This is a genomic window from Burkholderia sp. SRS-25 (assembly GCF_004343765.1).
In the GTDB taxonomy this organism is placed as follows: Bacteria; Pseudomonadota; Gammaproteobacteria; order Burkholderiales; family Burkholderiaceae; genus Burkholderia; species Burkholderia contaminans.
On sequence record NZ_PTXM01000041.1, the window covers coordinates 26,480 to 46,860 of the forward strand.

A 20,381-nucleotide genomic window follows, 5' to 3' on the forward strand; every position below is an offset into this window, starting at 1 on the left:
GTGCTGCTCCGTTCAAAAGCGTCGTGAAGAAGAGCCGGCGGCGCGCGGCGTCGGGAATACACCGGCGCGCCACCGATGACCGCATTCTGCGGAGCGGCCCCTAACAGCCGGTCGCTAAAAAGATGAAACAAGTTTTAGGTGGCGGCGGCCGGATTCAGCCGAGCATGTAGCCCGAGCCGCGGATCGTGCGGATCAGCGGCGCGGCGCCGGGCCGGTTGACTTTCTTGCGCAGGCGGCCGACGTGCACGTCGATCAGGTTCGTGCCCGGATCGAAGCGGCAGCCCCACACGGCCTCGAAGATCATCGTGCGCGTAAGCACGCGCCCGGCGTGGCGCATCATGAATTCGAGCACGCGCCATTCGGTCGGCAGCAGCGCGAGTTCGCGGCCGCCGAGCGTGACGCGGCGCCGGACCAGGTCGAGTTCGAGCTCGCCCGTGCGCAGCACCGTCTCGACCTGCGGGCCGCGCGGTCGCCGGCGGATCAGCACCTCGATGCGCGCGCACATCTCGTCGAGCGAGAACGGCTTGACGAGATAGTCATCGCCGCCCGCGCGGAGCCCCTGGATGCGCTGGTCGACATCGGACATGGCACTCATCACGAGCACCGGCGTGTCGAGTCCGACGCCGCGCATCGTTGCGAGGATCGTGAGGCCGTCGAGATCGGGCAGCATGCGGTCGAGCGTGACGACGTCGTAGTCGGCGCTCATCGCCTTGGCCATGCCGTCCCGGCCGGTACGCGCGACGTCGACCTGGTGGCCGGCGGCGCGCAGCGTCTGCGAGATATGATCCGCGATCAGCGGATCGTCTTCGATCGTGAGGATGTGTGTCATCGACGAAGCGGACCGGGTGGCGTCACGCAGCGGCGAGCCGCGCGGCTGCGCGCTCGGGCGCGCGGTAGTGGTCGACAACGTAGTCGATGAAGCTGCGCACCTTCGTCGACAGATAGTTGCGGCTGGGATAAAGCATCGACACGCAACGCGGGCCGCCGTTGACTTCGTAGCGCTCGAGCAGCGGCAGCAGCGTGCCGCGCGCGAGATCGTCGGCGACGAGCGGCTGCGGCAGCTGCGTGATGCCCATGTGATTGAGTGCCGCGAGCCGCACCATCATGCTGCCGGTCGACGCCAGTGCGTTGCCGGTATAGACGCGGTAGGAGCCGTCGACATCCGAGAACTCCCAGCTGCGGGCGGTGCCGTTCGACACGGTCAGCAGGCTATGTTCGTTCAGTTCGACCGGATCGTTCGGCCTGCCGTGGCGCGCAAGGTACTCGGGCGATGCGACGACCACGTCACGCACGTTCATCAGCGTCCGCGACACGAAGGTCGCGTTGATCAGGCGGCGATCGTCGCAGAAGCACACGTCGTAGCCGCCTTCGACCATGTCGACGTGCGTGTCGAACGTCGTCACGTCGAAGCGCACACGCGGATGGTCGGCGCGATACGTCGACAGCAGCGCGCCGAGACCGGCCGCGACGGACGTAGCCGACGCGGCGATCCTCAGCGTGCCGCGCGGGTCACGGGTGGCCTGCACGAGATTCGATTCGATCTCGTCGAGCTTCTCGATGATCGTGCGGCACCCGTCGAGGTATTCGCGGCCGGTCTCGGTGAGCGACAGGCTGCGGGTCGTCCGGTTCAGCAGGCGCATGTTCAGATGCGCTTCGAGCATGCCGACGCTGCGCGTGACCGCGGCGGCCGACATCCCGAGCTGGCGGGCGGCGAGATTGAAACTCGACAACTCGACTACGCGCGTGAAGACGCGCATCGCTTGCAGTTGATTCATGGTCTGCGGAAAGTGGGATTGACCGGAGGCCTGCGCCGACGAGGATCGATCGGCGCATCCTGCTACGCGTAGCAGGCGAGGTAGCGAGCCGATTATGGGAGGCGGGCCCGCCGCGGACGCTTAAAAAACCACGCGGATCGGATGAAATTTCGTTTAAGGAAGCAGCGGGAGAGGCGAGGGCATGCGCTGCTCGGGCACGCGCTGAACGGCTTCGCGGCGTCGTCCGGCATCTAAAAAAAACTTCATGAAGCGACACCAAATCTTCAGGTGGGCGCGTGGCGCGGCTGCCGATAATAGGACGAGACAGGTCGCTACAAGGAACGCGAGAAATGACGCAGCCGCTGAGTATCAAGATGATCCAGGAGCACGGCAAGCCGGTGGTGCTGGTGTCGATCGAACGTGGCGCCGCGGTGCTTGATCCGGAGGACGTCGATGCGGTCATCCAGTATCTGAGCCTGCTGCGTGCATCGATGCAGCCGGCGGTGCCCGAGATGCCGCCGCGCGCGCAGCAGTTCGTGACGGAAATGGACCCGTGCTGGTATGCGGAACGCCATCCGCTGTACGGCGGTGCCGTGCTGTTGCTGCGGCACACCGGCCTTGGCTGGGCGAGTTTCGCGCTGCCACCGCAGAGCCTCGAGCGTCTGCATGGGTCGCTGACGCAACTGCTCGAGGACGAGCAGCAGGTGATCAGCCTGCCGAACTGAGGCGGCGTGCCCGTCCGTTGCGCCGGCCCCGGGGCCGGTGGGCAACGTGCCGTCACGTGACTGCGCGACGGGCGGGCAGTGTATCGATCGCCGATGCGCCGCCGGGGCAGGCTTCCGGAACGGCGGAAGCCTGCCCCGGCGCACGCTCGCTCAGAACGTATGACGCAGCCCGATCCGCCCGACGGCCTGGCGACCGTTCGACGACGGATCGAAGCCCGCGACCTGTGCGACGGCACCGCCTGACGCCATCTGCAGCGCCGCGAGCGCATAGACGGCCGTGCGCTTCGACAGTTCGTACTCGGCGCTCGCGTTCAGTTGCCGATACCTCGGCTCCTGGCCGGTCGCGTGGTCGCGGCCGGTCGTGTACGTATAGCCGAGACCGAAATTGAGCTGGCTCGTGGCGGCGAGCGTGCCGGCGATCTCGTAGTTCTGGAACTTCACGTCCTGCTCGTCGTCGCCTTGCTGGAAATCGACGTCCGTGAAGTTGCCCATCAGCTTGACCTTGCCGAGCTGGTACGACGCGCCGGCCGCGAAGATGTTCTGGCTGCGCGCGTTCTCGAGTGCGTTGCCGTATACCGCGTTCGTGTAGCCGCTGCCGCTCTGGTAGCTCTGCACGGCCTGCTCCGGATCGTTGACGCGCAGATAGCCGACGCCCGCCGAGAACGGCCCGTTCGTATACGCGACAGCCGCGCTGTAGGCGGCGTTGTCGGAAAAGCGGCCGGCCTGGCCGCCGAAAGAGTAGAGTGCCTCGCCGGTGAAGCCGGCGATCGTCGGGCTCGTGTATTTCACGGCGTTGCTGACCGCAAAGCCGTTGTCGAGGTTGTCCATGTCGTTCGGGTGCGAGAAATACCAGCCGCCGAAATAGCTGTTCAGCGAATACGGCTCGATCAGGTCGACGACCGGATCCCACTGGCGGCCGAGCGTCACCGTGCCCATGCGCTCGCTCGACAGCCCGACGTAGGCGTTGCGGGAGAACGCGAGGCCGCTGCCGAGCCCGCCGTTCGTGGAATTGAAGCCGCTTTCGAGATCGAAGATCGCGGCGAGCCCGCCACCCAGGTCTTCCCTGCCGCGCAGCCCCCAGCGGCTGCCGGCGCTGACGCCGCTCGCCATCTGCCACAGGTGCTGGTCGCCGACGTTCGACGCGAAGTCGATCCCGGTGTCGATGATGCCGTACAGCGTGACGCTGCTTTGCGCGTGCGCATGGGAGAACAGGCCGCAGCAGGCGAGCGCGCACGTCATGCGCAGTAACCGTGTCGTTTTATTCATGGATGGGTGTCTAGATCGGAGGTTGACGGATATTATTCGCAGTCCTTTGTTAAAGGGCTGGTCGTCGACAATATATCTGCGCCAATAGCGCTCGCGCCTGCAATTCAGTCTTTCAGTTTTCGCGTTGGATTCGCGCACGTGTCGATCGACAAAGGCGATGGGCCTCCCAGGAACGCGTGGGGACGCCGACCGCCGCCGCGCGATCTCGCGGCACGCGAATTCCCGATCCGGAGCGGGCGAGGATGCGCTACGGTTACATCTGCTGCGCAATCTCCGCAATCTGCCGGCGCAGCCACCCGTACGCCGGATCGTCGTGCGTGCGCTCATGCCAGATCATCGTCAACGCGAACTGCGGCACCTCGACCGGCAGTTCGGCGAGCGTGACCGGCATCGACTGCGCGACATGCTGCGCAAGGCGGCGCGGCAGTACCACCGTCATGTCGCTCTTCGCGACCACCATCGGCGCCACCAGAAAATGCGGCAGGCGCATCGCGATGCGTCGCTGCAGCCCTTGCCGCGCGAGGGCCGCGTCGACCAGTTCGCCGCCGCGGCCGCCGATCGTCACCAGCACGTGCGACAGTCCGGCGAAATGCTTCGGCGTCAGCCGCGCGGACAGCGCCGGATGCCCGTTGCGCACGATGCAAACCAGGCTGTCGTCGTAAAGCTTGCGACGATAGATGCCGGCCGGCAACGTATCGTCGTCGAACGCGCCGAGCGCGATGCCGGCCGTGCCGTCCACCACGAGTTCGACGTTGTTGCCGCGTGACGGCGGCACGTCGAGATCCATGCAGGGCGCGCGCTGTTCGAGCCGCGCATTCACGTCCGGCATCAGCGTCAGCGCCATGTGATCGATGCTCGCGATCGAAAACTGCCCGCGTGCGGTAGCCGGATCGAATACGGCCGGCGCGACGATGCTGGCCGCTTCCGTCAGCACGCGTGATACGCGCAGCGCGAGCGACGCCGCGCGCGGCGTGAACTCCAGTCCCTTCGGCGTACGCACGACGACGCGATCGTCGAGCAGCGCTCGCAGACGGCCCAGCGCGCGGCTTGCCGCCGGCTGCGTCAGGCCGAGCCGCACGCCGGCGCGCGTGACGCTGCGTTCCTTGAGCAATGCGTCGAGCAGCTTGAGCAGGTTGAGATCGACGGCGCGCAAATCCACTTCGTGCATGCTGGACATGATTGATATGCATTTGAGTTATGTGAAGCCAGCGTACATCATCGAAGCCATCGCTCCAACGGGTGGGGCGGCTGTCGGAGGAACATATGTTCGTTGTCACGGGTGTCACCGGGCGCACGGGCGCCGTCGCGGCCCAGGCCCTGATCGATGCGGGCGTCGCGGTGCGCGTGGTCGTGCGCGATCGCGCGAAGGCGGTGCGCTGGGCAAAACAGGGCGCGGAAGTGGCCGTTGCCGATCTGACCGATGCCGCCGCCCTGACGCGTGCCTTCGCCGGCGCGCACGGCGCGTATCTGGTCAAGCCGCCCAACTATGCGCTGGCGAACCTGTTCGAACACGCGGACGTGACGGCGCGCGCCGTTGCCGAAGCGGTGCGCGCGGCGGGCTTGCCGAAACTCGTGCTGCTGTCGTCGGTGGGCGCGGACCGGCCGAGCGGCACCGGCGTGATCGCGACCAACCGCACGGCCGAGCAACGACTGGCCGAGCCGGGCATTCCGGTCGTGTTCCTGCGCGCGGCGTACTTCATGGAGAACTGGGCGCGCGTCGTCGAGCCGATGCGCACGCGGGGCATCCTGCCGAGCCTGCTCGTGCCGGTCGAGCGCGCCATTCCGATGGTTGCGACCGAGGACATCGGCCGCGTCGCGGCGGACTTGCTGCGTGAAGACTGGACAGGCATCCGGAAGATCGGCCTGGAAGGGCCGGCAGCCTATTCGCCTGCCGACATCGCGGCGATCTTTGCGCGCGCGCTCGATCGACCGGTGAGGCCGACGGCGCTCGAGCCTTCGGAGTGGGCTGGCGTACTCGCGATGAATCCGTTCCCCAGTGTGGCGATCGATGGATTCATCGAACTGAATCACGGGCTGAACAGCGGGCACATCGATTTCGGGAGCGACGATACCGTCGAGCTTCGACGAGGGCAGGTGACGTTCGAACAGGTTGCCGAGGAGATCCTGCGGGCCTGACGCCGCACATCCGCAGGCGGTGATCACCGCGGCATCTCGGCGTTCGCGAGTGGTGGTGCGGCGGCACTGCCCGGACATGAGCGCCCTCGCGTGCGTCGAGCGGCCGCAATTGCCCGCACGGCATCATGCGCGATCCGGCTCCATCGTGGAGCCGGTCATTTCCCGGTCGCGAGTGACCTTTCCGGTCAACGCACGGGCTCGGCAGTGGCCAGCAGGCTACGCAGGAACACCATGATCATGCGCCCGATCGGCACCTCGGACAGGATCGATTGCTGCAACGACAGGCCTTGCGAGAGCCCCATGAACGAAATGGCGAGGACGGCCGGCGGTTCGGGCGGCACTTTCTTCAGCCGCGCGAAAATCTGCTCGATGCAACAGGCGAGGCCGTCGCGATGGGCGTCCAGCAACGCCTGCGACGCGATGGCGAAAGCGGGGTTGCGCCGCCCCTGAAGCTTGAACTCGACGCCCAGCACCGACCACTCGGGCTCGGCGTCGACGGTCCGCGACCAGACATCCAGCGCATTCAGAATGTCCTCCCCGGACGCGGACGGGTCGCTCAGCGTCCGCGCGATGTCGGCCACCTGCGTCGTCGAACGCTCCCGCATCAGCTCGACGAACAATTCCTCCTTGCTCGCGAAATTCGAATAGAACGCGCCCTGCGTATAACCGGCCTCGGCCGCGATATCCCTGAGCGACGTGCCGCCGAACCCGCGATCGACGAACAGCCGCTTCGCCGCGGCGAGCAAATGGGCGCGGGTCTGCTGTCGGCTTTCTTCGCGGCTCAGCCGCGGGGGAAGGGAGGGCATGTTCATGGCAGGCAGGATATCAGTTGATATTTGAGATAGATACCATTACGATCGCGTTTCAAATATCACTTGATATTTGAAACGCAGGGCGCGATTGTGTCGACAGACGTCAGCAGCGGGGATTCCCCGGGCGGACGTTCGGGTCGACGCGGGGGCGCGCACTGTGTATCGGTGCGCGGCGATGTGTCGTTGCCCGCGTGTCGCGTGCTTCGATGCGCCGACGCGAGCCGCTTGTCGATCGAGTGGGTACCGTCGTCACGGGGCGTCGTGAAACAGTCAGTTAGTGATGCGAATCATGGCGGTTCGCATGCAGATGTGGATGCGGGCATGAAGAAGATGAGCGCGAGCAAGACCTATGCACAGCTCGTAGTCGAGCTGGCCGAACTGGACGAGGAAATCGAGCGAGCACGCGCGCGCGAACGCGTCGATGCGATCGCGGCGGTTCACTCGTTGATGGATACCTATGCGATCAAGCATCGCGACCTGGTCGGCCGCAACGGCAGCCGGGGTTCGTACGTCGTGAAAGCGCTGCCGGCGCGCTATCGCGATCCGGCGAGCGGAAAGGAGTGGAGCGGGCGCGGCAATGCGCCGCTCTGGATCAGGGGCAAGGATCGTCGTCAGTTCGTCATCGTCAAGCCGCCGTCCACCGGCAAGAAAACCCGGACCGGCTGACGCACGGCGCCTGGCTACGGCGACAGCGGCTCACCGGGCCTGACCCGGCGGCATGAGCACCACGAGCAGCGTCGCCTTCGGGCGACGGCGCCACGTACGCATGCGGCCGATGCGACGAGATCAGCGCGCGCTCACCGGCGCGCAACCGCGTCGGTTCGCCGTGCTCGACGTGCAGCTCGAGTTCGGCCGACAGCACATGACGTCGTCAGCAATCGTGGGCGGGTGACGTCTCCCGCTGCGGGCCGGCCGGGACCGGGCGTCGCGAGCGCATCGTTCAGCCCCGGCCGACGAACGGCATCGCGGTCGCCATGATCGTCATGTTCAGGATGTTCGTGTCGAGCGGCAGGTTCGCCATCTGGACGATCGCGTTCGCGACGTGCGTGACGTCCATGCGCGCCTCGGGCGCGAGGCTGCCGTCGGCCTGCGGGACGCCTTGCGTCATCCGTTCCGTGAGCGATGTCGCCGCGTTGCCGATGTCGATCTGGCCGCACGCGATGTTGTATCGGCGGCCGTCGAGGGCCAGCGACCTGGTGATCCCGGTCACCGCATGCTTGGTGGCCGTGTACGCGATCGTATCGGGGCGCGGCGCATGGGCCGAGATCGAGCCGTTGTTGATGATCCTGCCGCCCTGTGGCGATTGCGCTTTCATCAGGCGCCACGCGGCTCGCGCACACAGGAAGACGCCGGTCAGGTTCGTCGCGACGACGCTGTTCCATACGTCGAATTCGTATTCGTCGAGGGAAACCGGCGGCGCGTTGCGGCCGGCGTTGTTGAACAGCACGTCGAGCCGGCCGAACTGCTGCGCGATCTGCGCGAACGCGTGGTCGACCGATGCTTCGTCGGTGACGTCTGCCGGAAACACGTGCGCGTCGCCGCCGGCGGTGCGGATCGCATCCTGCGTTTCGCGCAACGATGCTTCGGTGCGTCCGAGCAGCGCGACGCCGAATCCCGCCTGGGCGAGCGCGATGGCCGCTGCGCGACCGATGCCGGAGCCTGCGCCCGTGACGGCTGCGAATTTCTTCGAGACAGACATGGCTTGATTTCCTGCGAGTTGAATGACGGGTGAGGCTGGGGGATGAACGATGACCCTGCCGCTTCGGCAATGTAGTCGAAATGCGCGGCACGCACGTTCGAGCAACATCGTAAAGCACGCTCGATCACGTCGACGACTCTTCCCGGCCAGGCACGGCCTTCCGCGCCCGCGTGCCTGACTCCGCAAACAGATCGACCACCACGTCGCGCAGCCACTTGTTCCCTTCGTCCTGATTGACCCGCGTATGCCAGAGCATGTGAATCGGCGCGCCCGGCACGGTGACGGGCAACGCACGCCAGCCCAGCGAAAACGGTGCGGCAAGCTGCTGCGCAAGATGCTCGGGCACCGTCGCGATCAGGTCGGTGCGCTGCAGGATGTAACCGACGCTCATGAAGTGCGGCACCGTGAGCCGCACCTGGCGCGCCACGCGGCGGCGCTTCAGCCATTCGTCCACCTGCCCGTGACCGGTGCCGGCCGACACCACGACCAGGTGCTCCGCATTGCGCCACGTGTCGACCGTCAGCGGCGCGTCCTCGAGCGGATGCCCGCGCCGGAACAGGCACACATAGCGCTGATCGAACAGCCGGCGCTGATAGAAGCCGCCCTTGAGCTGCGGCAGCAGGCCGATCGCGAGGTCGACGCGGCCCTCGGCCATTGCGTCGCCGAGGTTGACGCTCGTGTCGCGCACCGTATTGAGCGCGATGCCCGGCGCTGCTTGCGACAGGTGTTCGAGCAGCGCCGGCAGGAACACGACTTCGCCGATATCGGTCATGCCGATGGTCAGCGTGCGCGTGGCGCGCAGCGGATCGAAACCGGTCTCGGGGTTGAGCGCGGCGTGCAGCGTCGCGAGCGCGTGCGACACGGGTTCCGCGAGGCGCAGTGCGAACGGTGTCGGCACCACGCCGCCCGGCCCGCGCACGAACAGCGGATCGCCGAGCCGGCGGCGCAGCTTCGCGAGCGCATTGCTCACGCCCGGCTGGCTCATGTTCATCTGCTCGGCGACGCTCGATACGCGCCGTTCCTGCATCAGCCGCTGGAAAAGCAGCAGCAGGTTGAGGTCGACATCGCTCAGTTCCATGGGTTGGGCCTCGCCGGGTTCATTGCATTCAGTGATGAAGCAGATTCCGGTCATTTTATTGCGGGATGAAAGTCCGCTCCCGAGAATACCGATACGGCCCATGCAATCGGCATGACCGCTGCGCACGCCGCACACCCCACATCGGAATATCGGAGACACCTTCATCATGCAGACGAACCTGAAGATTGCGATCGTCGGCGCCGGGATCGGCGGCCTGACGCTCGCGCTCGCCCTGCGCGAGCACGGCATCGACGCGCAGCTCTACGAACAGACGGAGGTGTTGCGCGAAGTCGGCGCGGCCGTCGCGCTGTCGGCCAATGCGACGCGCTTCTACGAGCGGATGGGATTGCGTGCGGCCTTCGACGCGGTGTGTTCGGACATCCCGGGGCTCGTCTATCGCGACGGCCGCAGCGGTGCGGTGATCGGCCATCATCGCGGCGACCCCGACTATCGCCGGCAATTCGGCGGCGCGTACTGGGGCGTGCATCGCGCGGATCTGCAGGCCGTGCTGTCCAAGGCGGTCGGCCTCGACGCCATCCATCTCGGCCATCGGCTGATCGATCTCGCGCAGCATCCCGATCGCGTTACGCTGTCGTTCGACAACGGTGTGCGCGTCGACGCCGATCTCGTGATCGGCGCGGACGGCGCGCGCTCGATCACGCGGCGCTGGATGCTCGGCTACGACGATGCGCTGTATTCGGGGTGTTCGGGTTTTCGCGGCGTGGTGCCGGCGGCGCGGCTGAGCCTTTTGCCCGATCCCGAAACGCTGCAGTACTGGATCGGGCCGCACGGGCACCTGCTGCACTATCCGATCGGCGACGACGGCGACCAGAATTTCCTGCTGGTCGAGCGTCATCCGTCACCGTGGCCGTCGCGCGACTGGGTGATGCCGTCGGAAGAGGGCGAGCAACTGCGCGTGTTCGGGGGCTGGCATCCGGCGGTGGTGCAGATGATCACCGCCGTGCCGATCAGCCAGCGCTGGGGGCTGTTCCACCGGCCGCCGCTCGGCCGCTGGAGCCGCGGGCGCGTGACGCTGATCGGCGACGCCGCGCATGCGCTGGTGCCGCATCACGGGCAGGGCGCGAACCAGTCGATCGAGGATGCGGTGGTGCTCGCCGCGCAACTGGCGCAGGCCGGGCCGGGCAACTGGCGCGAAGCGCAGGAAGCGTATGAGCGACTGCGTCGCGGCCGCACGCGCAAGGTGCAGTACGCGTCGATTTCCGTGGCCGACGTGCTGCACCTGCCCGACGGGCCGGCCGCGCAGGCGCGCAATGCGCGTCTGGCCGAGCGCGACAGCGTGCTGCATCACCTGGACTGGATTCACGATTTCGATGCGCTGGCCGGGGAGCCGAGCGAACGGCAGGGTGGCACGTGGCTGTGAGCCCGCGATCGTGAGCACGCCATCAGGCGCGAACGGCGCGACCGGTGCGCCGCGATGGCGGACGCGGGATACGCGACTGATCGAAAGGCTACCGTTCGCCGGTCACCGGCCAGCCTGACGAAAACGGTCGAGGCCGCGCCCGCCCACCATCACTTCACGCATTCGAGCGCGTACTTCAACCCCTGCCCGAGCAGCCCGCGCCAGACGTCCCACGTATGCCCGCCGTCGACGATGCGCAGCTCGGCCGGGTTCTGCGCGCGGCGCAGGTGCGTGTACAGCACGCTCGATTCGGCCTGGATGGTCAGGTCGTCGTCGCCGGCCGCGATGAACATCGGGATCCGCCAGCTGCGCGCGAAGTAGCCGCGCATCAGCGCCGGGTAGTTGAGCTCGTGCCACACGCGCGGGTCGAACTGGCGGTCGCCGAACACGCCGACGTAGCGCGCGGCGGAGTTGAGCGGCGGCTCGTTCGCGTAGATCGCGGGGCTCAGCAGCATCGCGCCGCAGAACAGGCCGGGTTCGAGCAGCGAGAAACGCAGCGCGCCGAAGCCGCCCATCGACACGCCGCCGATCGCGCGGCCCGCGCGCTGGTTCGACACCGCGAAGTGCGCTTCGACCTCGGGCAGCAGGTCGTTGAGGAACGCGCTCTGCATCTTCTCCTTGCGGTCGACGTACCAGTCGGTGCCGCCCTGCGGCATCACGATCACGACCGGCGGGATCTCGCGGCGCTCGATCAGCGTGTCGGCGGTGGCCTGCAGCCGGCCCTGCGTGACCCAGTCGTTCGCGTTGCCGGCGTTGCCGTGCAGCAGGTACATCACCGGGTAGCGGGCGCCTTCCGGGTTGTAGCCGGGCGGCAGGTAGACCGTGTACGACCAGTCGCGCTTCAGCGATGCCGACCGGAACGTGCGCAGCACGACGCTGCTGCCCGGATTGAGCGCGGGCTCCTGGGTGGCCGACGGGGTCGTCGCGGTCTGGACGGCCGGTGGCGGCGGCGCGGGCGCTGCCACCGGCGCGGGCGGCGTGGCGCGGGCGGTGGCGATGGCGCCGGCGATCAGGGCGAGGGCGAACGGAAGGGCGAGTCGGCGCATGTCGAATCGTTTCAGGAGAGGCGCCGGCTATCGTAGCAGCGGCGCATGACGGCGCGGCGCGTCATCGCCGCGAACGGAACGGCAGCCGCGCGACGAGCGGCCCGTAGAGTTTGGCGACGAGATACAGCAGGCCCATTGCAACGACGTCGGCAATCAGGCCGAGCTTCACGTCGAGATAGCCTTCGGTCGCCTGGTAGAGCACCGAATCGACCGCGAGCGAGATGGCGGTGCCCGCGACGAAGCACAGCAGCCCCTGCCGGCCGATCGTGCCGATCCACGGCATCGCGTGCGCGACCTTCTTCATCCAGCCGAGGTGGACCAGCTTGGCAGCGAGCCACGCGATCGCGAGGAAGTTCGCGAGCCGCAGCGCGCCGAGGTTCTGCTTGATCGACGGATCGGTCGGGAACGGCTCGATGCGCAGCCGGTAGTACGCGCCGGCCGCGACGATCGCGAGCGCCGCGGCCGTCAGCAGCCAGCCCTGCGGCTTCGGCGCGAGCGTCTGGTAGACGGGCTGGCAGCGCGCGATCACGCCGAGCACGAACAGGAACTGCCATGCGAACGGATTGAAGTCCCACGGCGCGCCTTCGACGGTCGGCAAGAAGCGCGCGACGTGCGGCGCCGCGTACCACAGCGATCCGCTGAACGCGAGCAGCAGCCACGGCTGCGTGCGCGCGAGCGGCAGCGTGAGCGGAACGAGCAGCGCGAAGAACGCGTACATCGGCAGCACCGACGCGAGGTAGGGCTGGCGGCGGAACAGCAGGATGTCGCGCAGCGCGGCGAGCGGCTTGTGGAGCAGGCCGTCGAGGTCGTTGGTCGGCATGTTCGGGCCGTCGATCGCGAACGCGTTCAGCGCGGCCGTGATCAGCAGCATCAGGCCGGCCGTCACGAGGAACGCACGGTAGATCTCGAACGCGCGCCGGATGAAGCGCTGACGCGCGGCGGCCTCGTCGTGCCGTTCGGCGAGCGAGTTGTAAGCGATCGCGGTGGCGAAGCCGCCGAGGAACACGAAGACCTCGGCCGCGTCGCACAGCGCGTACGCGTGCAGCGTCACGCGCGACAGGATGCTGCCGCCGATGTGGTCGACGACGATGACGAGCAGTACGAGGCCGCGGAAGAAATCGAGCTCGGCGTAGCGGCCGGCCCGGGCCGGTGCGGTCATCGGACCGGCTCCCGGCGCGGGCCGCGGGCGCGCCCGGCACGCGCCGCGCATGAATCGGGGTGAAGCATGACTTCGTGAAGAAATGACGAACGGATGCGCATTGTGCCACCGATGCAGTGCACATCGGGTTTACGCGAATAGCCGGCCGTCGTGCCGCTGCCGGTAAGCCGGGTAAGACAGTCTGCGCAACGGGGCAGTTGGACGAGCGCAACGGTTTGCGCGGGGTTCATCTACCCCGATGGACGGACGGTTTGCGACGTGACACCATTTTGACCTCACGCGGCCGCACACCGCGTCGTCCGCCCTGCGGGCCACACCTACAACGACCAAACATTCGCCGGGCGCTCGACCATGCCCGGCCCCCGGCTCCGGAGATTCGTCATGAAGAAGCACATCATTTTTACCGCCGCGCTGGCCGCTTTTGCCGTGCCGGTCTTCGCCCAGAACAGCGTGACGCTGTACGGTGTGATCGATGAAGGCTTCAATTACACGAACAACGTGAACGTCAATGGGGTCGGAAAAACGAATTACCAGCTCGCGAGCGGCTATGCGCAGGGCAGCCGCTGGGGCCTGAAGGGCAGCGAGGATCTCGGCGGCGGGCTGAAGGCGATCTTCACGCTGGAAAACGGTTTTGACGTGAACAACGGCCGGCTCGGCCAGGGCGGCCGCATGTTCGGCCGCCAGGCGTTCGTCGGGCTGAGCGCGCCGCGCTTCGGCACGCTGACCTTCGGCCGTCAGTACGATTCCGTCGTCGACTATCTCGCGCCGCTCACCGCCAACGGCAACTGGGGCGGCACGCTGTTCTCGCACCCGTTCGACAACGACAACACGGACAACTCGTTCCGCGTCAACAACACGGTCAAGTATGCGAGCGCCGACTGGAACGGCCTGACGTTCGGCGGCACGTACAGCTTCAGCAACAGCACCGGCTTCTCGAACAACCGTCAATACAGCCTCGGCGCGCAGTATTCGCTGGCCGGGCTGCAGGTTGCGGCCGCGTACCTGCAGGCGAACAACCCGGGTATCGGCAGCGCGGGCGCGATCTCGGCGGATGACGCGAACTTCGTCGCCGACCGCCTGCGGATCTTCGGCGGCGGCATCAACTACACGTTTGGCCCCGCTACGGTCGGCTTCGTCTACACGAAGACGGACGTGAAGAACCCGGTGTCGACGGTCTACCTGCCGGCGTCGACGTTCGCCGGCCTCGGGCTGAGCGCGACGAAGTTCCAGAACTTCGAGATCAACGGCAAGTACCAGCTCACGCCCGATTTCTATCTCGGCGCGCAGTACGTGTACACGGACGGCAAGTACGATGCCGCGGCCGGGACGTTCAAGCCGAAATACCACACGGTCGGCTTGATGGCCGACTACAGCCTGTCGAAGCGCACCGACGTCTACCTGCAGGGCGCATGGCAGAAGGTGGGCGGCGACAAGACCGGCACGGCGGCCGACGGCGGCTACGTGGTCGGCACGGACGGCCCGTCGGCGTCGTCGAACCAGTTCGCGGTGCGCGCCGCGATCCGCCACAAGTTCTGACGTTCCAAGCGGGCGGCGCCGGGGCGAGTGCCCCGGCGCCTGCCGTCAATCCGCCCCGGGTATGCCCCCGAGCGTTTCCGCAAGCCAGTCGACGAAGATCCTCACGCGTGGCGCGAGATGCCGGCCGGTCGGAAACACCACCGACACGGGCAGCGGCTCGGCATTCCATTCCGGCAGCACCTCGACCAGCGAGCCGTCGGCGAGCAGCGGCCCGAGCCCTTCGCGCGGCGCCTGGATCAGCCCGAGGCCCGCAAGACAGCACGCGAGATACGCCTGCGAGCTGTTGACCGACACGACGCTGCGCATCTTGACCGCGTGCAGCTGGCCCGAATCCATATCCGCATATTCCCAGTCCAGCTCGCGGCCCGTGCGGCTCGAGAAATAGCCGACCGCGACGTGGTCCGGCAGCTCGTCCGGCGAGCGCGGCGTGCCGTGCCGCTCGAGATACGCGGGCGCCGCGCAATTGATCTGCGCCAATTCGCCGATGCGCCGCGCAACGAGCGACGTATCGGACATCGCGCCGACCCGCACCGCGCAGTCGATGCCGTCGGCGACGAGGTCGACGAAGCGGTCGGTCGTGCCGATCACGACGCGCAGGTCGGGGTAGCGCGCGTGGAAACCCGGTAGCGCCGGAATCACCTGATTCAGTGCAAAGCGTTCGGGCAAGTCGACGCGGATCGCGCCGCGCGGCGTCGTGCCGGCGTCTTCGAACAGCGTTTCAGCGTCGTCCAGATCGGCCAGCAACCGCGTGCAGCGCTCGTAATAAGTCGCGCCTTCGGCCGTCAGCGCGACGCGCCGCGTCGTGCGCTGCAGCAGGCGGACCTTCAGGTGTTTTTCCAGATACTGGACGGCGTTGCTGACCGTCGGGCGCGGCAGTTGCAGCTGTTCGGCCGCTTTCGTGAAGCTGCCGAGATGGGCGACGCGCGCGAAGATGCGCATTGCTTGCAGGTGATCCATGCGGGGCGGGTGCGTGGGTGGAGGGGAGCAGGCTCCATTGTTAATCAGCGTCGAACGGTTTGGTTGAGTGTTTCGCGTTTATCGCGCGCCGCAATGCGCCCAGAATCCGCCCTGTTCATTCATCACTCGAGGAAACGGACATGGAAACGCGTGAACTGGGCCGTACCGGCCCGCGGGTGTCGGCACTCGCGCTCGGCTGCATGGGGATGTCGGACTTCTACGGCCCGGCCGACCGCGACGAAAGCATCGCGACGCTGCACGCGGCGCTCGACCACGGCATCACGATGCTCGACACCGGCGATTTCTACGGCATGGGCGACAACGAGATGCTGATCCGCGATGCGCTGCGCGCCCGGGCCCGCGACCAGGTGCTGATCAGCGTGAAATTCGGCGCGCTGCGCGACCCGTCCGGCGGGTTCGCCGGCTACGATGCGCGGCCGGCGGCGATCCGCAACTTCATCGCGTACTCGCTGAAACGGCTCGGCACCGACTACGTCGACATCTACCGGCCGGCGCGCGTCGATCCGGCGGTGCCGATCGAGGAGACGATCGGCGCGATCGCCGATCTCGTGAAGGCCGGGTACGTGCGCCATATCGGCCTGTCGGAAGCCGGCGTCGACACGATCCGCCGCGCCGCGGCCGTCGCGCCGATCTCCGATCTGCAGATCGAATATTCGCTGCTGTCGCGCGGCATCGAGGCCGGAATCCTGCCCGCGTGCCGCGAACTCGGGATCGGCGTGATGGCCTACGGCGTGCTGTCGCGCGGGCTGCTCGGTGGGCGCTGGAGCACGGCACGGGAAGGCGAACGCGATTTCCGCGCGGCGAGCCCGCGCTTCCAGGGCGAGAACCTCGCGCACAACCTTGCGCTCGTCGATGCGCTGCGCGTGATCGCCGACGAGAAGGGCAGCAATCCGGCGCAGGTCGCGATCGCGTGGGTGCTGTCGCGCGGCGGCGATATCGTGCCGCTGATCGGCGCGCGCAAGCGCTCGCAGCTTCACGACGCGCTGCAAGCGACAGAAATGCAACTAACGGTCAATGACATCGCTCGCATCGAAGCGGCGGTTCCCGCCGGGGCGGCTGCCGGTGAGCGTTATCCGGCCGCGCAGATGGCACACCTCGACAGCGAACAGGGCCGGAGGGCATCTCACGGCGGGTAATCGGGCCGGATCGGCGCTCGTTCAGGAGCCGGCCCGGTATTCAGCTCGGACTCGGGTGTCGAAGCAGGGTTCGGCAACCCGGATGCATGGCCCGGCCCCGCCTGCGTTGATCCAGGCGGCGCGGGTTTTTCGCCGGCGCCGCGGCGCGACAGCCCATCGGCACGATCGCGCCGCCGCCCCTCCGGCAAGCCCTAGCCAGCCTCAGGCAAAACCAGATGGCGAGCGGCGCGCTCGGGGTTCACCATCGGCGCCGTACTCAACCGGACGGAACGCCTTTCATGCAAGTTCATACGCTGACGATCATCGCGGTGGTTTTCCTGCTGGCCGGCGCGGTCAAGGGCATGATCGGGCTCGGGCTGCCGACGATCGCGATGGGGCTGCTGACGCTCGCGATGCCGCCGTCGGCTGCCGCGAGCCTGCTGCTCGTGCCGTCGTTCATCACCAATGTGTGGCAGTTGTGGCTCGGCCCGTCGTTCGGGCCGCTGCTGCGCCGGCTGTGGCCGCTGCTCGCCGGCCTGACGATCGGCACGCTGACGGGCGGGCTGCCCGCGCTCGCGGCCGGCAGCACCTGGACGCATGCGGCGCTGGGCGTGGTGCTGATCCTCTACGGGCTGTGGGGGCTGGCCGCCGCGCGGCTGCCGGCGCCGGGCCGCCATGAAAAGTGGCTGTCGGCCGTGGCCGGCTACCTGACGGGGGTCGTGACGGCCGCGACCGGTGTGTTCGTCGTGCCGGCCGTGCCGTACCTGCAGGCGCTGCGGCTGTCGAAGGACGACCTGATCCAGGCGCTCGGGATGTCGTTCACCGCATCGACGATCGTGCTCGGCCTGCAACTGCGCGTGACGGGTGCGTTGCAAACGGTCGATCTCGGCGTGTCGGCGCTCGCACTCGTGCCGGCGCTGGCGGGCATGGCAGGCGGGCAATATGCACGGCGCGTGATGAGCGAGCAGGCGTTCAAGCGCTGCTTCTTCGTCGGGCTCATCGCGCTCGGCGCGTACATGGCGGCTTCGGGGTGGCTGTAAACGGGCATCGCTGACGAGCGCGATGCCCGCTGTCGGTGACGCGCCTGAAGCCGGCTTCGACAACAGCGGGCTTCGGGCGCGTTCACCGGACGTGGGTCACATCGCTCAGCTCGGATCGGCGTACTTCAGCGTCCACCCGAACGTGCGGGTGGCACCCGCGCCGAGTGCAAACGGCTTCGTCGTACACGCGAAGTTCGAATGCAACTGGCCGATCGGCGTCGTCGAGAGCGGATTCGTCGTGCCGTTCGCCGTGTCGAAGGCCGACAGCGCGCAGGTGTCGAACCCGGACGCCGCATAGCCGGTCGCGGCGCTGTTCGCGTAGGTTACCGACACGCCGTCGCCGTTCGCCTGCGTCGACGCGAAATCCGCGAACGACGTGAAGTCCGTCTCGACCGACAGGTTGCCGGTGAGCGAGCCCGTGCTCAGCGTATCGCTGCGAGCGACCGAGCCGTGCGCGAACGTCAGCACCGTATGCACCTGCAGGTCGAGATCCGTCGTGTACGCCGCATTCTTCGAGGCGAGCCGGAACTTCGCGGTATCGAACGACACGACCACCTGCCCGTTGCTTTGCTGGACGTTCAGGTTCTTGTAGTACGTGACGGGAATGTAGGTCTTCCCGTTGTACGACACCTGCGGCACCAGCAGCGCGTAGCCGAGATCGGTCGTGCCGTAGATCAGCTTGTCGGAGAACGGCACCGGGTAGTACGGCGTGTACGAGTTGTAGTCGGGCGCCTGGCTGAGGTTCAGGTTGATCACGCGCCGGCCGTCGCGCACGGTGACGAGCGCCGCGCTGTACGGATGCGCGGTGTCGCCCGGCTGGTTGTACCAGGTGAGCGTGTAGTGCGGCAGCGCGTCGAGCCATGCGTTGTAGTCCGTATCGGCCATCGGTGCCTTGCCGCCGAAGCCGAGCTTGTTCCACCACGCGTTCACGTACAGGTACTGGTGCAGCAGGCTGAAGTTCTCGCCCATCACGCGCGGCTTGCCGCGATACGCGTCCGTGCCGCGGCCCTTGACCCACATGTTCACCGACGGCGTCGGCAGCGACGGGTCGTACCAGTACGTGTCGAAACGCTGCGCGGCCTGGTAGATGAACTTGTATGCAACCTGCTTCTCCTGGTCGGTCAGCACGCCGGCATTGGCCGCGGCCGTCAGCACTTCCATGAACGCCGAATCGCCGTACGGGCCGATCGAGCGGCCGTAGTTGAAGCCCTGGCCGTTCGCGTTCAGCTGCGGCAGGATTAGGTCGACCGACTTGCGCAGATAGCCCTTCAGTTCGGGCGTGAGGTTCGCCTCGTTGCCCATCTCGAACGTGCGCTCGGTCACTTCACCGATCAGCAGCGTGCTGTAGCGGTCGAAGCGCGCCTGGTCGTAGTAGGTCGTGTGCGTGTTCGACGCTTCGTCCGAGAACCCGCCCGACGAGTCGTTGCGGATATGGTTCGCAAGCGTGTACAGCAGCGCGTCGCGCGCGCCCATCGTCGCAACCGACGGATCGGTCTTCGATGCAAACGACGGGCTGCTCCAGCCGAGCTTCTGGCGCAGCCCGGCAATTCCGTAGGACACCGCATAGTAGTTCTGCGCGGTGTTGAGCGATGCGATGTCGATCGGCGTGCCGGCCGCGGGGCACGTATCGGTCTTGCCGCTCGCATCGGGGCCGAACATGTCGCAGAAGGTGAGCCGCCGCTGCAGCGTCGCGAGCATCGTGTCGCTGAAGACTTCGTTGAGCATCCCGCGCGCCTTCAGGTTGTTCAGCGCGACGAGGTAGTAGTACTCGCCCCAGGACGTATTCGCATATGTGTAGTTGCTGCCCGACTGCGCCATCATTGCGGTCGTGATCGTCTGGTACGTCGCGAGGTAGCTGGCGTACTGCGGATCGTTCTTCGACTTCATGTCGATCAGGATGTAAGACAGGCCGAGCGCGAGCTTGCCCGGCAGGAATTTGTCGCCGGTGTTCGTGTCGAGCACGTGGACCGGCGTGCCGTCGCCGAGATCCATCACGACCTGCGTGAAGTCGGACGATTTCCGGATCAGGTCGAACAACGCGCGCATCTGGCCCATCATCGTGACCGGAATGTTCGTGCCGGCCGGCACGCTGGTGTCGGGCGCGCCGTAGACGAGCGCCTGCAGCGAGTTCGATGCGAGCGTCGGTGTCGTGGACGGGGGCGGCGTGTCGGTCACGTCGTTGCCGCCGCAGGCGCTGACGAACAGGACGGAAAGGGCGCTGAGCGCGGCGCCGAGCGCGAATCTGCTGCGCGGATGCATTGTGTCTCCAGTTTCGAATAGTGATGAAGGACGGGCGGGTGTGGCCGTTGCCGCGCTCGATGCCCGTACCCGGCCGCCGTCTTGCAACCCTGATCCCTGAAGACGGACGGCCTGAATCACCTGTCGAGCGGGCAAGCGTTCTCCCTGCACGGGCCGTGACCGGCGTCGCGCGGACGTGATGGAAAACGTTTTCCAAATTTAGGCATCGAGCGGCGTGATGTCAATGAACTTTCACGTCGGACGGGGCGGGAAAAACCCGGGGGGTGGGAAGACGGGAGAGAAGGGGGGAAGGAAATGTTGCAGAAGTTACCGGGAGTTCTTCGGGAGGAGGAAAGCTGAAGCGTGGGAGAGCGATGCG

General features: G+C 67.0%; 18 protein-coding genes. 7 read left to right on the forward strand and 11 right to left on the reverse strand.

Going from position 1 to position 20,381, the window contains the following annotated elements; genetic code table 11:
• Positions 1 to 154 precede the first annotated feature (154 nt).
• Both C5O79_RS36765 and C5O79_RS36770 read right to left on the reverse strand, forming a co-directional pair.
• The gene (locus tag C5O79_RS36765) at positions 155 to 829 is read right to left on the reverse strand and encodes a response regulator transcription factor (RefSeq protein WP_046548565.1); all 675 of its coding nucleotides are present in this window, start codon (positions 827 to 829) and stop codon (positions 155 to 157) included.
• 22 nt (positions 830 to 851) lie between these two features.
• On the reverse strand, positions 852 to 1,775 hold the full coding sequence (locus C5O79_RS36770) for a LysR family transcriptional regulator (protein ID WP_046548099.1): 924 nt from the start codon (positions 1,773 to 1,775) through the stop codon (positions 852 to 854).
• 329 nt (positions 1,776 to 2,104) lie between these two features.
• Between C5O79_RS36770 and C5O79_RS36775 the strand changes: the two genes are divergently transcribed.
• Positions 2,105 to 2,479 (forward strand): hypothetical protein, encoded by a 375-nt coding sequence (locus C5O79_RS36775; protein WP_046548098.1) that lies wholly within the window; start codon positions 2,105 to 2,107, stop codon positions 2,477 to 2,479.
• A gap of 150 nt (positions 2,480 to 2,629) precedes the next feature.
• Here C5O79_RS36775 and C5O79_RS36780 read toward each other — a convergent pair whose 3' ends face one another.
• Both C5O79_RS36780 and C5O79_RS36785 read right to left on the reverse strand, forming a co-directional pair.
• Complete coding sequence (locus tag C5O79_RS36780) at positions 2,630 to 3,718, reverse strand: porin (protein WP_046548097.1); 1,089 nt, start codon at positions 3,716 to 3,718, stop codon at positions 2,630 to 2,632.
• 280 nt (positions 3,719 to 3,998) lie between these two features.
• Positions 3,999 to 4,922: a LysR family transcriptional regulator gene (locus tag C5O79_RS36785; RefSeq protein WP_236862332.1), complete on the reverse strand. Its 924-nt coding sequence runs from the start codon at positions 4,920 to 4,922 to the stop codon at positions 3,999 to 4,001.
• Between the two features lie 86 nt (positions 4,923 to 5,008).
• On the opposite strand from C5O79_RS36785, the gene C5O79_RS36790 reads away from it, so the two are divergent.
• A complete protein-coding gene (locus tag C5O79_RS36790; RefSeq protein ID WP_122476193.1) occupies positions 5,009 to 5,881 on the forward strand; it encodes an NmrA family NAD(P)-binding protein in 873 nt (290 codons plus the stop codon).
• Positions 5,882 to 6,066: 185 nt separating this feature from the next.
• Here the strand turns inward: C5O79_RS36790 and C5O79_RS36795 are convergent, their stop codons facing one another.
• Complete coding sequence (locus C5O79_RS36795; RefSeq protein WP_122476191.1) at positions 6,067 to 6,693, reverse strand: TetR/AcrR family transcriptional regulator; 627 nt, start codon at positions 6,691 to 6,693, stop codon at positions 6,067 to 6,069.
• A 321-nt stretch (positions 6,694 to 7,014) separates the two neighbouring features.
• On the opposite strand from C5O79_RS36795, the gene C5O79_RS36800 reads away from it, so the two are divergent.
• Positions 7,015 to 7,359 carry an H-NS histone family protein gene (locus C5O79_RS36800; RefSeq protein ID WP_046548095.1) on the forward strand — a complete coding sequence of 115 codons (345 nt, stop codon included), beginning with the start codon at positions 7,015 to 7,017 and terminating at the stop codon, positions 7,357 to 7,359.
• A 274-nt stretch (positions 7,360 to 7,633) separates the two neighbouring features.
• On the opposite strand, the gene C5O79_RS36805 is transcribed toward C5O79_RS36800, so the two are convergent.
• Positions 7,634 to 8,392 (reverse strand): SDR family oxidoreductase, encoded by a 759-nt coding sequence (locus tag C5O79_RS36805; protein ID WP_046548094.1) that lies wholly within the window; start codon positions 8,390 to 8,392, stop codon positions 7,634 to 7,636.
• Between the two features lie 124 nt (positions 8,393 to 8,516).
• Complete coding sequence (locus tag C5O79_RS36810; RefSeq protein WP_122476189.1) at positions 8,517 to 9,470, reverse strand: LysR family transcriptional regulator; 954 nt, start codon at positions 9,468 to 9,470, stop codon at positions 8,517 to 8,519.
• A 166-nt stretch (positions 9,471 to 9,636) separates the two neighbouring features.
• Between C5O79_RS36810 and C5O79_RS36815 the strand changes: the two genes are divergently transcribed.
• Positions 9,637 to 10,851: an FAD-dependent monooxygenase gene (locus C5O79_RS36815; RefSeq protein WP_131932270.1), complete on the forward strand. Its 1,215-nt coding sequence runs from the start codon at positions 9,637 to 9,639 to the stop codon at positions 10,849 to 10,851.
• A gap of 149 nt (positions 10,852 to 11,000) precedes the next feature.
• Here C5O79_RS36815 and C5O79_RS36820 read toward each other — a convergent pair whose 3' ends face one another.
• Both C5O79_RS36820 and C5O79_RS36825 read right to left on the reverse strand, forming a co-directional pair.
• Positions 11,001 to 11,936: an alpha/beta hydrolase-fold protein gene (locus C5O79_RS36820; protein WP_122476185.1), complete on the reverse strand. Its 936-nt coding sequence runs from the start codon at positions 11,934 to 11,936 to the stop codon at positions 11,001 to 11,003.
• A gap of 61 nt (positions 11,937 to 11,997) precedes the next feature.
• Positions 11,998 to 13,095 carry an OpgC domain-containing protein gene (locus tag C5O79_RS36825; protein ID WP_046548090.1) on the reverse strand — a complete coding sequence of 366 codons (1,098 nt, stop codon included), beginning with the start codon at positions 13,093 to 13,095 and terminating at the stop codon, positions 11,998 to 12,000.
• A 381-nt stretch (positions 13,096 to 13,476) separates the two neighbouring features.
• On the opposite strand from C5O79_RS36825, the gene C5O79_RS36830 reads away from it, so the two are divergent.
• Positions 13,477 to 14,631, forward strand: a complete 1,155-nt coding sequence (locus tag C5O79_RS36830) for a porin (RefSeq protein WP_047849774.1) — start codon at positions 13,477 to 13,479, stop codon at positions 14,629 to 14,631.
• Between the two features lie 45 nt (positions 14,632 to 14,676).
• Here C5O79_RS36830 and C5O79_RS36835 read toward each other — a convergent pair whose 3' ends face one another.
• The gene (locus tag C5O79_RS36835) at positions 14,677 to 15,588 is read right to left on the reverse strand and encodes a LysR family transcriptional regulator (RefSeq protein ID WP_046548088.1); all 912 of its coding nucleotides are present in this window, start codon (positions 15,586 to 15,588) and stop codon (positions 14,677 to 14,679) included.
• A 140-nt stretch (positions 15,589 to 15,728) separates the two neighbouring features.
• Between C5O79_RS36835 and C5O79_RS36840 the strand changes: the two genes are divergently transcribed.
• The gene (locus tag C5O79_RS36840; protein ID WP_122476183.1) at positions 15,729 to 16,745 is read left to right on the forward strand and encodes an aldo/keto reductase; all 1,017 of its coding nucleotides are present in this window, start codon (positions 15,729 to 15,731) and stop codon (positions 16,743 to 16,745) included.
• Between the two features lie 278 nt (positions 16,746 to 17,023).
• Positions 17,024 to 17,764, forward strand: coding sequence for a sulfite exporter TauE/SafE family protein (locus C5O79_RS36845; protein WP_122476181.1), 741 nt, complete (start codon positions 17,024 to 17,026; stop codon positions 17,762 to 17,764).
• Between the two features lie 105 nt (positions 17,765 to 17,869).
• Here C5O79_RS36845 and C5O79_RS36850 read toward each other — a convergent pair whose 3' ends face one another.
• Complete coding sequence (locus C5O79_RS36850) at positions 17,870 to 20,023, reverse strand: hypothetical protein (RefSeq protein ID WP_122476179.1); 2,154 nt, start codon at positions 20,021 to 20,023, stop codon at positions 17,870 to 17,872.
• Positions 20,024 to 20,381: the final 358 nt, after the last annotated feature.